12 protein-coding genes are annotated in these 11,684 nt (G+C 69.2%); 6 read left to right on the top strand and 6 right to left on the bottom strand.

Annotation, left to right across the window (positions count from 1 at the left end; all coding sequences use genetic code 11):
• The first annotated feature begins 6 nt into the window (after nucleotides 1-6).
• The 4 genes from FL344_RS17455 to FL344_RS17470 all read left to right on the top strand — a co-directional run bounded on the left by FL344_RS17455 (nucleotide 7) and on the right by FL344_RS17470 (nucleotide 3,966).
• A complete protein-coding gene (locus tag FL344_RS17455) occupies nucleotides 7-426 on the top strand; it encodes an STAS/SEC14 domain-containing protein (protein WP_011557215.1) in 420 nt (139 codons plus the stop codon).
• 94 nt (nucleotides 427-520) lie between these two features.
• The gene (locus FL344_RS17460) at nucleotides 521-934 is read left to right on the top strand and encodes an STAS/SEC14 domain-containing protein (RefSeq protein ID WP_044277323.1); all 414 of its coding nucleotides are present in this window, start codon (nucleotides 521-523) and stop codon (nucleotides 932-934) included.
• Between the two features lie 380 nt (nucleotides 935-1,314).
• Nucleotides 1,315-2,604, top strand: a complete 1,290-nt coding sequence (locus FL344_RS17465) for a cytochrome P450 (protein ID WP_141619323.1) — start codon at nucleotides 1,315-1,317, stop codon at nucleotides 2,602-2,604.
• 309 nt (nucleotides 2,605-2,913) lie between these two features.
• The gene (locus tag FL344_RS17470) at nucleotides 2,914-3,966 is read left to right on the top strand and encodes a fatty acid desaturase family protein (protein ID WP_141619324.1); all 1,053 of its coding nucleotides are present in this window, start codon (nucleotides 2,914-2,916) and stop codon (nucleotides 3,964-3,966) included.
• An 88-nt stretch (nucleotides 3,967-4,054) separates the two neighbouring features.
• Here FL344_RS17470 and FL344_RS17475 read toward each other — a convergent pair whose 3' ends face one another.
• Nucleotides 4,055-5,071, bottom strand: coding sequence for a DUF4846 domain-containing protein (locus FL344_RS17475; protein WP_141619325.1), 1,017 nt, complete (start codon nucleotides 5,069-5,071; stop codon nucleotides 4,055-4,057).
• A 117-nt stretch (nucleotides 5,072-5,188) separates the two neighbouring features.
• On the opposite strand from FL344_RS17475, the gene FL344_RS17480 reads away from it, so the two are divergent.
• On the top strand, nucleotides 5,189-5,791 hold the full coding sequence (locus tag FL344_RS17480; RefSeq protein WP_141593473.1) for a CDP-alcohol phosphatidyltransferase family protein: 603 nt from the start codon (nucleotides 5,189-5,191) through the stop codon (nucleotides 5,789-5,791).
• A 10-nt stretch (nucleotides 5,792-5,801) separates the two neighbouring features.
• Here FL344_RS17480 and FL344_RS17485 read toward each other — a convergent pair whose 3' ends face one another.
• Both FL344_RS17485 and FL344_RS17490 read right to left on the bottom strand, forming a co-directional pair.
• Nucleotides 5,802-6,023 (bottom strand): hypothetical protein, encoded by a 222-nt coding sequence (locus tag FL344_RS17485; RefSeq protein WP_228558450.1) that lies wholly within the window; start codon nucleotides 6,021-6,023, stop codon nucleotides 5,802-5,804.
• Nucleotides 6,024-6,092: 69 nt separating this feature from the next.
• Complete coding sequence (locus FL344_RS17490) at nucleotides 6,093-6,737, bottom strand: hypothetical protein (RefSeq protein WP_194863140.1); 645 nt, start codon at nucleotides 6,735-6,737, stop codon at nucleotides 6,093-6,095.
• Nucleotides 6,738-7,009: 272 nt separating this feature from the next.
• On the opposite strand from FL344_RS17490, the gene FL344_RS17495 reads away from it, so the two are divergent.
• Nucleotides 7,010-8,329: a thioredoxin domain-containing protein gene (locus FL344_RS17495; RefSeq protein WP_141619326.1), complete on the top strand. Its 1,320-nt coding sequence runs from the start codon at nucleotides 7,010-7,012 to the stop codon at nucleotides 8,327-8,329.
• Nucleotides 8,330-8,341: 12 nt separating this feature from the next.
• On the opposite strand, the gene FL344_RS17500 is transcribed toward FL344_RS17495, so the two are convergent.
• From FL344_RS17500 to FL344_RS17510, 3 genes are all read right to left on the bottom strand, one after another.
• A complete protein-coding gene (locus tag FL344_RS17500; protein WP_141619327.1) occupies nucleotides 8,342-9,922 on the bottom strand; it encodes a carboxypeptidase-like regulatory domain-containing protein in 1,581 nt (526 codons plus the stop codon).
• Between the two features lie 73 nt (nucleotides 9,923-9,995).
• On the bottom strand, nucleotides 9,996-10,346 hold the full coding sequence (locus tag FL344_RS17505; RefSeq protein WP_141593478.1) for a DUF2845 domain-containing protein: 351 nt from the start codon (nucleotides 10,344-10,346) through the stop codon (nucleotides 9,996-9,998).
• A gap of 18 nt (nucleotides 10,347-10,364) precedes the next feature.
• A complete protein-coding gene (locus FL344_RS17510) occupies nucleotides 10,365-11,444 on the bottom strand; it encodes a 2-oxoglutarate and iron-dependent oxygenase domain-containing protein (RefSeq protein WP_228565136.1) in 1,080 nt (359 codons plus the stop codon).
• Nucleotides 11,445-11,684: the final 240 nt, after the last annotated feature.

Below are 11,684 nucleotides of genomic sequence, written 5' to 3' on the forward strand. Positions count from 1 at the left end.
GAAGCGATGAAACAGCAGCCTCGGGATTGGCAGTGCGGAGCCCACCGGGCCCACTTCGAGGAGCCGGACACCCTGGTCGCGGAGTTCAACGGCCTCATCACCCTGGAAGAGGTGAAGGAGGTGGTGACGCTCTACCAGCAGACGGCCACCGACCATGGCCAGTACTACCTCATCGCGGACATCGGCCGCTCGCAGCTCGAAGCAGCCGGCCGCAGGTACATGTCGGAGAAGGCCAGCTCCGACTGGTACCACGCCATCCTCTACGTCGGCGCCGACATCGTCATGCAGACCTTCGTCAAGGCCATTGCCCTGGCGCTGCTCTTCACCGGCAAGTCGACCTTCGAGACGGTGTTCGTGAAGACGCAGGACGAAGCACGCGCCTGGGTGGCCCAGCACCGGCTCCGGCTCAAGAGCAAGGCAGGATAGCAGGTCGGGAATTCCACGCCCAAATTGATAGGCATGCATCTCGCGCTATTCCCTGGTGAGCGCTATGCTCACCAGGGTTTCTGGAGGGAGTGACATGCAGCAACTGGAATGGACATTCGGTTCCCACTCGGTGCGCTATGAGGCGCCCGACGTCGTGCAGGCGACCTTCGTCGGCCCCATCGACCTGGATGAAATCAAGCGCGCGGTCGACGTGTACGGGGAGATTGCCCAGCAATACGGGCCCTACTACCTGATCGCCGACATCGGCCGCTCCCAGCTGGGCGCGGAGCCCCGGCGCTACCTGTCGGAGAACGGCAAGGCGGACTGGTTCAAGGGCACCGTGTACGTCGGCGCGGACGTGGTGCAGCAGACCTTCGGCAAGGTCATCGCGCTGGGCATGCTCTTCACCGGCAAGGCGCGCTTCGAGACGACCTTCGTGAAGGACCACGACGAGGCGCGCGCCTGGGTGGCGCAGCACCGCCAGAAGAACAAGAAGAAGCTGGGCTGAGCCTCCGCCCGATTCCCCCCTCATGCCCTGGAGTCCTGACCACCACCATCCGGTGGGCACGCTCCAGGTGCGCCCTCAGTCCGCCCGAATGGCGCGCGCTGAGTGAACTTCCGCACACTGTCCGGTCCTTACCGCGTTTTTACTGGAATCAAGCGCCAGCACTAGAAACCAGTGAAGATGAAAAAGTGTGCCCTTACTGGCAATAAAGCCAGAATTCGTTGTATAGGCGGATTAGGGGAGCCCCACCCTGCCCGGTCGTTCCTCGCCGGCTCCCCACACCCCTGACCCACCGCCTGTAGGGGCCTGGCCCCTCCATTGCCATTCACCCGTTGCAGACGAACCGCGTGCCGGGGGGCCGCGCTCGTCTGGCGAGCCACGCCATGCCTGTGTCCGTGCAGAAGCAGGAAGAGACCGGAGTCCCAGCCCACGCGTCCGCGGGACGTTGTCCCCACCTGGGTGCCCAGTACAACCCGTTCACGGGCCCCCACGCGGAGGACCCGCACGCCTTCTTCGAGAAGCTGCGTAAGGACGAGCCCGTCAGCTTCAGCCCCATGCTGAACATGTGGCTGGTCAGCCGCTACGAGGACATCTCCCAGGTGCTGAAGAGCCCGGCGCAGTACTCCAACCGGGACATGCTGGCGAGCGGCACCCACCTCACGGACGAGGCCAAGGCCATCCTGGACCAGGGCTTCCCCACCGCGCACGTGCTGCTGGGCATGGACCCCCCCGAGCACACCCGCCTGCGCCGCCTGATGAACCGGGGCTTCACCGCGCAGCGCATCGCCGGCATGGGCCCCTTCATCCGGGAGATGGCCACCACCCTGGTGGACCGCTTCGCCCAGGACGGTGAGGCGGACCTGGTGAAGCAGCTCGCCTGGCCGCTCCCCGTCCACGTCATCCTCGGCGTCATGGGCGTACCGCAAGAGGACGTCTGGAAGATCAAGCGCTGGAGCTCCGACTGGCAGCAGCTCGTCTTCGAGTACGTGGCCCCCGAGCTCCAGGTGGAGATGGCGAAGGGCGTCATCGAGTTCCAGCAGTACTGCATCCGCCTCATCGAGGACCGGAAGAAGAACCCGCAGGAGGACCTCACCAGCTACCTGGTGGCCGTGGAGAGCGACGGCGAGGCCCTGACGATGCACGAGCTGGTCATGGCCGTGGGCGCGTCCATGCTGTCGGCCGGCCATGAGTCCACCACCGCGCTGATGGCCAACGCCTGGAGGCTGGCCCTGCAGCATGGCCTGTGGCAGCGGCTGCGCGACAACCGCGACCTGGTGCCGAAGTTCCTCGAGGAGTCCAGCCGCTACGACTCCGTCTCCCACGCCATGATTCGCACCGCGAAGGAGGACGTGGAGCTGGGCGGGGTGAAGATTCCCCAGGGCTCGCGCCTGCTGCTCCTCTTCGCCGCCGGCAGCCGGGACGAATCCCTCTGCCCCCATTCCAGCAAGCTGGACGTGGACCGGGAGAAGGTGCCGCAGCACCTCACCTACGGCCGCGGCACCCACTTCTGCCTGGGCGCGCCCCTGGCCCGGCTCCAGTTCGAAATCACGACCAACATCCTCCTGGACCGGCTGCCGGACCCGAAGCTCGTCCCCGGCCAGGACTTCGGCACCTGGCAGAGCCTGGTGCTGCGGCAGATGAAGCACCTGAAAGTGGAGTGGACCCCCACCTGAGCCCACCCACCCGGGAGTGAACGAGGGCCTGGCGACCGACACCGGTCTCCAGGCCCTTGTCATGTCCGGAGACCCGCGATTTCCAGTGCCAAGCGGATGATTTCCTACAAAGAAGGGTAGAAACCCACCCCACTTCGAGTGAATGGGCGGGACAAATCAGACCCCCATGGGGTACAGGATGACCCGAACAGCGCGCTCACTCTGGAGCGCGTGCATTCCAGAAAGAATTTTCTTGCCTCACCACCCATTTCCGCGCGAAAGAGTCCAGGAACACCCTGCTTCCGAGTAAAGCAGAAGGAGCCCCCCGACATGTACGCTCAAGTGGTGGATGAGGCCGACATTCAGTACGCGCACCGAGTGGACCGCAAGGCGCTGGCGGCCATCACCCGGGAGCTGTCGAAGGTGAACAATGGTCGTGCGCTGTGGGCCATGGCCGCTCAGTGGCTCGTCATCGCGGCGGCATTTGCCTTCGTTCTATTCGTGGACCGCTGGTGGGCCTGGCCGCTGGCGGCGGTGCTCATCGCCACCCGGCAGCACGCGCTGCTGGCGCTGATGCACGAGGCGGCGCACTACCACTTCCTGTCCAACCGCAAGGTGTCGGACGTGGTCAGCGATCTGCTCTGCGCCTTCCCGCTGAACATGACGACGGCGGGCTACCGGCACGAGCACATGCTGCACCACCGCTACGTGAATACGCCGAAGGACCCGTACCTCGCCGGCCAGCTGGTGGACGCCTCCTGGCACTTCCCCCGCACGCCGATGCGCGCCACGGCCGTCTTCCTGGCGGACGCGCTGGGCCTGTACGCCCCCAACCACCTGAAGGTGGTGCTGCCCTGGACGTACTGGGGCCGCCTGGTGGGCCGCGCGCAGCCCCGCATCTCCGCGGGCGAGCACCTGCGCTACTGGCTGTACGTGGCCACGCTCGTCACGGTGCTGGTGACGACGGGCGCGTGGCTGCACTGGCTGCTCTTGTGGGTGCTGCCGACGACGACGGTGATGATGGCCTTCTTCCGGATGCGCGCCCTGGGTGAGCACCCCATCGAGGAGACGACGTCCGGTGACGAGACGCGCGAGACGCGCGACATCCTGGGCACCGCGCTGGAGAACTTCTTCATCGCGCCGCTCAACGTGAATCTGCACCTCACCCACCACGCCTTCCCCTCCGTGCCCTTCTACAACCTGCCCGCCATGCACGCGCAGCTCGACAAGGCCGGCCTGCTGGAAGACGGCGTGAACCAGTTCGACACGTACCTGGGCAAGGAGAACAGCCTCATCCAGTACCTCACGCGTGAGCCGGAGGCCTCCGCCGCCGCTGCCGCATCGGCCCAGCCGTCGCGCCTGAGCCAGCCGCTCCACTCGTAGTGGTCGCTGCGAGCCGGGCCTCGCCCCGTGCCGTCCAGGTGTAGCCGGGGGGCTCCACCAGGATGGCCGGCGAGGCCTGGGCCCGCGGTCAGAAGCGCCGCAGCGAGGACCAGGGGAAGGGCTTCCAGAAGGGCGTCACCACGTCCTCGCCCTCCAGCGGAAACCAGGGTCCGGTGTCGCCTCCCGCGGAGAGCACGTGGAAGTCCTGCGCGGGCATGAAACCCTGCCCCAGCAGCGCCACCCGCTTCCCCGCCGCGTTGGCCGCCACGTCCAGCACCAGCACCGCGTGCCCGGGACTCCCGCCCAGCACGAAGAAGTCCCCGGGCCGCACGTCCTCGCGCGAGGGCCGCCCCTTGAGGGATTCCAGTGAGTGCGTGCCCGCGTAGGTGAAGACCAGGTCCAGCCACGCGCGGAAGCTGGCGCGTGAGGCATCCGGCGCCGCGCCGCGCACCCACGACACCTTCGAGCCCGATACCCGCGCCCGGTCCCCTTCCGCGTACCGAGGCCACTCCGCCAGGTGCCCGCTGGTGAAGCGGTAGGCCAGGCGCTCCCGCTTGCCGCTGGCCCAGAGCCACTCCGCATGGAGGCGGATGACGGAGTCCGCGCACTGCTGGAGGTTGGCGGTGCCCACGTCCAGCTCCGCCACCGCCGCCAGCCGCGCGTCCTCCGCCGCCAGAATCCGCCCGCCCTGGTGGCTGAGCACGGGCGTGCCGTCCGGTCGCAGCGGCAGGCCTCGCAGCCAGGCCCCGAAGGAGCCCTTCACCACCGGCACCCGCGTGTAGCCCTCCGGCGGCGCCACCGCGGCCTCCAAGGGGCGCACCACCGCCTGGGCCGGCAGCCATGCGTAGCGCGTCAGCTCCTCCCGCGTCGCGGGCCGGGGCTGGCCCTCCTCCGCGGCCCACCCGGCCGCGGGGAGCAGGCACAAGGCCCACAAGAGCGTCCAGGCCCACGGACGAAAGCGGCCCTCGGTGGCGGGCCAGGACGGGGAGGACGAGCACGGCGAGCAGTCGAACGCGGACACGAAGCAGCCATCTCCAGGAGTCAGGGCGGCACGACAGGTGGCGCCGCGAGTTGGAGGTTTCTCACGGGCCTGGAGTTCCCTCACGCTCGCTCGAGTCCGGTCGCTCCCTGGCTGCCCCGCGTTCCCAGGGGTGGGTCTACCGCTGAACGCTCGCCGCCCCCGGAACGTGCGCGGCTGGGACCGAGCACTACCTTGAGTCTTATGCGCCGACAGGCGAGCCTCGCGCTGCTCAACACCTTGTCGCTGACCCGGCTGCCCCTGGCGGTGGCCTTCATCCTCGTCCCGGATGCCTGGGTTCGCGCGGGGCTCGTGGTGTTGGCCGCCTTCACGGACTTCCTGGATGGGTGGATTGCCCGGCACAAGGGGCTCGCCACACGGCTGGGCGCGCTCATCGACCCGGTGGCCGACCGCGCCTTCATGGTGACGGCCATCCTCGTCTGCTACCTCGACGGGCTCATCAGCGGAGTGGCGGTGCTGCTGCTGGTGCTGCGCGACGTCGGCACCACCGTGGGCTTCTTCATCGCGCGACTGGCACCCAGGCTGCGCTCGGTGGAACTGAAGGCGCGGATGCTGGGCAAGGCCGTCACTTCCCTGCAGTTGGTGACGCTGCTGTGCGTGCTGCTGTTTCCCCCCGCGGTGGTGCCCCTGGTCGCGCTCATCGGCGTCCTGTCCTTCGCGTCGGTGGTGGACTACTCCCACGCGGTGCTGAAGGCCCGGGAGCGGGACGCCGGACCGCGGCGGATGAAGCCGGAGTCCGGCGGCGCGACCTCCTCGGGCTCCTCCCTGCCGCCCGTGCGCAAGTAGGGCCGCGGCGTCAGGGCTGCGCCGCCGAGTCCGCGGGTTGGGCTTCGGGAAGGCCCAGCACGCGGGCCCTTTCGGTGGCGATGGCGGAGCGTTCGCCCTCGCTCATCTCCATCCAGACTTCATCCATGTCGTCGAGCAGACCGTCCTCCTCGGGTGAGTCGCCTTCAGGGTGCCGGACGCGGACGAGCCGCAGCTTGTTCAGGAGTGCACGGTAACGGTCGTAAGCAGACATGGTGGAAACCTCCCCCTCGGGGACGAGCATCGGACGTGCGACTGACGAAGCGTGGATGGGCCTGGCACCTCACTTCCCAGCCGGAGTGGAGGGGAGCACGGAAATCTCCATCGTCCGCTCTTCATCCAGCAGGTTCACCACTGCCCGGACGTGCTCGCCGGGCTCGAGCTTCCGCAAGGCGATATTGCGCCCGTCCCGGAACACCCGCGTCCGAGGGTCCACGCGCAGCGTCAGCGGCGGCCCCTCCCCGACGGCGATGGCCACCTCCGTGTCGCCCACGGAGCGCACCACGCCCGTATAGACGGCGTCCACCACGGCGGTCCCCGGAGGCGACGGCACATTCGAGCCCTCGGGTGGCACGTCATTGACGACGCCCGCGGCCCCCGTGCCTCCCGTGCCCGCGTCCTGCTGGTCAGCCGTGTCCCGCCGAGGGCTCACCACCCTCGCGCCTGGAGGAATGCCCGCGCCGCCCGTGCCCGTGACTTGCCCCCGAAGCTGCGTCACCTCCTGGCGGAGCTGCAACAGCTCGGCGCGCAGTTGGTCCACTTCGCGCTGGAGCGCCGCGGCGTCCGTCCCAGTCAGGGCCTGTCCCGTTGGCGCCTGTTCCGTCCGCGCGGGCACCTGCTGTGTGCCCTGCGCCGTCGCCACGCCACCACAGAGCAGAATGGACAGCCCCGCGATGCCCAGCCCCCACCAGATTGCCTTGCGCAGCATGAGGCCCTGACCTCCTTTCCGTTTCAAAGTTGGGGCCTGCCGGGTGACGGACAACCACCGGCCCGGCCGGGATGCGCAGGAGAGCCACCCACCTGGCGGGCCACCGCCTGCCCCCATGGGGACCGGCAGCGGCGCGGAAATTCTTCGAGGCCGCGCTGAAACTCCCAATCGCCTCGCGTCACTCCTTGGGCGCCGGGCCTGAGCAAGCCTGGTCCGGTGGTGTCACGCGGCGGACCGCGGCGCCACGGGTGTGTCTTTTCCTGGAGAACACCATGTCCAAGTCGTCTGTCTGGGTGAGCCTGAGTGTCGGTCTGGCGTTGGGCTTCGCGGGAGGGCGCCTGGCGCGTCCCATCGAACTGGCCACGGGAACGGCCCACGCGGCCAACCTCGCGGCGAAGGCCCCCGCCCCCGGCGCGCGTCCGCGTGCGCCGATTTCGCCCACCGTCTACAAGGTGCCGGTCAATGACTCGCCAACGGCGGGAGCGGAGGACGCGCTCGTCACGTTGGTGGAGTTCTCCGACTACGAGTGCCCGTTCTGCTCACGTGCGAACGGCACGGTGAAGCAACTCCAGGAGCGCTATGGCCGCAAGCTGCGCGTGGTGATGAAGCATCACCCGCTGGCCAACCACCCGCGCGCGCGACCGGCGGCGCTGGCGGCGCTGGCGGCGGGTGAGCAGGGCAAGTTCTGGGAGATGCATGAGGCGCTCTTCGCCAACCCGCGGGCGCTGAGCGAGGCCGACCTGGAGCGCTACGCCATGAAGGTGGGCTTGAACATCTCGCGCTGGAACCAGGACCGCGCGGACCCGCGGCTGGCGGAGCGCATCCGCCAGGACGAAGCGCTGGCGATGCAGTTGGGCGCCACCGGCACGCCGGCCTTCTACGTGAATGGCCGCTTCATCAGCGGGGCCCAGCCGCTGGAGGTCTTCACGGGCGTGGTGGACGAGGAACTGAGCAAGGCGGAAGCCCTGGTGCGGACGGGCGTGCGGCCAACGGAGGTCTACGCGCGCATCATCTCCGCAGGGAAGGCCCGCCCGCCCACGGAGCAGATGATGCCCGAGGAGCCGGCCATCCAGCAGGTGGACGTGGGCACCGCGCCGACTCGGGGCCCGGCCAACGCGCCGGTGACGGTGGTGGCGTTCTCGGACTTCGAGTGCCCGTTCTGCGCCCGCGTGGTGCCGACGATGAAGGCGCTGGAGGCCGCGTACCCCGGCAAGCTGCGGGTGGCCTTCAAGCACCAGCCCCTGGCGCAGCACGCGAACGCACAGGTGGCGGCGGAGGCGGCCATGGAAGCGCACGCGCAGGGCAGGTTCTGGGAGTTCCACGACGTGCTCTTCGCCAATCAGCGCAAGCTGGACCGGGCGTCGCTGGAGGACTACGCGCGGCAGGTGGGCCTGGACGTGGGCCGCTTCAACGCGGCGCTGGACTCGCGCAAGCATGACGCGCACGTGTCCGCGGACGTCGCCCAGGCCATGCGCGTGGGCGCCACGGGCACGCCCACGTTCTTCATCAACGGCCGTCCGGTGACGGGCGCCCGGCCGGTGGAGCACTTCCGCGCCATCATCGACGACGAGCTGCGGAAGGCGGCGCGGTAGTCGCGCAGCGACTCACGGCGCCGAGGCCGCGACCTCTGAATCAGAGACTGCGGCCTCCGGCTCCGGCGACCGTCTCAACACGCCCACGTTCGTCACCTCGCGGGCGTTGACGTTGAACTCCACCGTCCCAAGAGAGGTGCGCAGCACGTGTCGGCCCGGCTTCAGCCCCGGCACGAAGATGCGGCCATCCAACAACGTGAAGTGCGACGCACCGACCCACTCATGGTTGACGGTGATTTCCTCGCGGTAGCCCCAGGGGTGGTCGTCCCCGAAATCCATCATCCCGGCGACGGCGCCCGTTTCCTCCAGGTGGATGTCGACGGACACGCGCTCCCCCTTCCCGCCTCGGACGACGGCGCTGCCCGCGCGGCCATCCGGCAGCCACGCGAAGATTCGCCCCGCGCCCACCCGGGGCGTCACCACGAACTCGGGGCCATCGAAGCGGACCTGCGCATGGTCCTCGGCCGAGTTGCCACACCCCCGCCCCCGTGGACCCGGCCTCTGCGACCCAATCCAGGCGCCCTTCACCGGCGTGCCGTCCGGGAGGAAGACGCGACCGGAGACCTCGAACTCGCCAGGGTCGCTGGAGTACAGCTGCCACACCCTCCCGCCCTCCTCGAGCGCGGAGAAGGGGAACGCGATGACCGCCGGAGCACCGGGCGCCAGCGTCACCTCCTTCCGTGCCGACACCGCCTGCCCGTTCCGGCGGCCCCACACGGAAAGGGCGTGGCGCCCCGACTCGGTGATGCCCGTGAAGGTGCCGTCCTGCTGGGGCTGGAGCTGGACGTTCACGTGGACGGACTCCACCGACTCCGTCCCACGCCGGCGCCCCATCACCGGCTTGACGGTGACCGGAACGAACGCGCCAAGCTGGAAGTCGAACCGCCGCACCTCGCCGGCGGCCAGCTCCGCGCCCACGGACCGGTGGAACCCCTCTCCCTCGGGGGAGAAGGGCGTCATGCTGACGGGGTAGCCCGGCGTCACGCCGTCCAGCATGTAGCGCCCCTGTGCATCCGTCGTGGCCCAGACAGGCGTCATCTCCAGCAACATCGGGTCACCGGACGCGACCAGCCGGACACCCTCCGCCGGCGTCCCGTCATGCAGGAGAACCTGTCCCTCCACGCTGGCCCCTGGCGGAAGCTTCAGCTCCACGACGAGCGAGCCCCCGGCGACCACGCCCACGTCCCGCTCACAGCGCTCGGCGTGACCGGCCCCTCGTGCACAGACGGTCATCACGCCCGCGCCAGGCGCCATGAAGGTCGCCACGCCCGACGCGTCCGTCAGCGCTGTCTCGTCGGGCAACCGCTCTCCCAGGCCGGACGCGAACAACCCTCGGAGGAGGAATACCCGAGCGCCCGCCAGCGGCGCACCGCTGCGCTGGGAGACGGCCCGGACCTGAATCGAATCCGCCGCGCCATCCATCGTCGGCGGCGGCAGGGGGAGCGGCGGCAGGGCGGGGAGCTGCGCGAACTCCGGAAAGGGCACCTCCACGAGCACCGGGTGCGCCGCCCGCTCCGCGCGCCACATGCCCAGGCCTCCGAGCACCGCCGCCATGGCACTCAGGCCAATGCCCCAGCGAAACCCGTGCATCATTGAACGGCCCCCAGCTCCTGCAGTGGAACCGGGAGGCTATCACTCTCCGTCCGGGTGGCGCATCCCGGCCCGGCTACTCGCTGCCGTAGCCCGCGCTCTGCACGTCGATGAGGCGGCCGTTCTCGAACGTCACCACCTGCATGAAGCGGCGCGGCCCGAAGTTGTAGGTCCACTCCTCGTACTCCCGGGTGACGGTCCGCCGCTCCGTCGTGACGCCCCCCGTGTTCCTGTCCGGCGTCACCGAGCCCGCCGAGTCCGTCACCGTGCGGAAGTTCTTCGCCGCCGGCTCCCCACACTTGGCGAGCACCTCGGTCTTGAGCGCCCCATCCGCCACCAGCGCCTGGCCACAGCGGAGCGAGGCCGCCTCCGCCGCCACCGGCACCCCGGCCATTGAAAGCACGACCGCCAATCCAAGAGCTCGCATGGGGTGTCTCCTCTCACGCTACGCGTAGGGGTTGTAGAACTTCGCGAACGTCGCCTTGGCGAAATCGCCGAAAGTCATTCCAGGCTGGAAGGCGCCCACCTTCTGCTCGGCGGGGTCCACGCCCTCCGGCGGACGCAGGTGCATGTCATTGTCCGGCTGCATGAACACCGCGAAGGTGGCGCGGGAGATGTTGCGGCTGGCCGGATGGGCCAGCGCCTGCACCGCGTGCGGCGTGGACCGCAGCAGCCCGCCGGTGACAATCTGGGAGCTTTCGCCAATCTGGAAGGCCAGGCTGTCCTTCGGGATGACGACCTTGCGCTCCTCGCCGGTCCGCGTGCGCACGTACAGGCCCGCCTCCGGGTCCGGCACCGGGATGTCCTTGCGCGCCGGCTCCGTCGCGCCCGGCTCGGCCTCGAAGTACATGGCCGGGCACAGCGCCGTGAGCGAGCCGTGGTCGCTGTGCCAGCCGCACCACGAGTCGCGAGTGCGCGGCGTCGCGTCCTCGTTGATGGCGAAGTAGTAGAGCAGCCGCGCCTTGCACGCGCGCGAATCACGAATCGTCTTCGCCAGCGCCGCGTCCGGTGCCAGGCGGCTGCCCAGCCTGGCCTGCACGTACTTGTCGCACTGCTCGGCGACCAGCACGCCCACGTCCACCATCCGCTGGCCCAGCGCCATGAAGGCGGGCCGCAGCTCCGGGAAGTCCGCATCCGGCCACACGTTGGGGTGGTAGTTCTCCGGGTGCTTCTCGATGAGCTCCGCGTCGGTGTGCGGCACGTCGTACTGCGGATTGTTGTAGTACGAGCCCTTGAACTCGTCGAACTGGCCGGGGCGCAGCAGCTCCTTCCCGTGGCTCCAGCCGAACGAGTAGCTGCTGCGCGCGTGGACGTAGCGGTCCTTCACCTCGGTGGGCAGCGCGGCGAAGCGGAAGCCCAGGGGCAGCAGGTTGTCGCGCAGCTCGGACAACCCGGGGATGCCCCGAACGACGAGCAGGCCAATGCCGTCATGCCCGTAGGCGCGCTCGATGGCGGCGCTCAGGTCCGCGCCCGCCACGAGCTGCGCATAGTCGAGAAGAACCACTCCGTCTTTCGTTTCCGCCACGTCGCTGCTCATCCCAGGTGCCTCGTGTCTTCTCCCCACGGTGCCACACCGGCATCCGCGCCGGGCAGGGTGTGCACAGGCCACCCGTGACAAGGGAGACGGGCGCCATACTGCCCGGTTTGGGCGCATGCGTGCCACCTGCGTCTCTCCGTGGTGGGCGGAAACCCCTGCTCCCCTCCCTGCTCCCGTGCCACTGTCTCTTATACCCATCTGACGCTGCCGACGAAGCTAGAAGTGTAG

The sequence above is a fragment of the Myxococcus sp. AB036A genome (assembly GCF_006547355.1).
GTDB lineage: Bacteria > Myxococcota > Myxococcia > Myxococcales > Myxococcaceae > Myxococcus > Myxococcus virescens.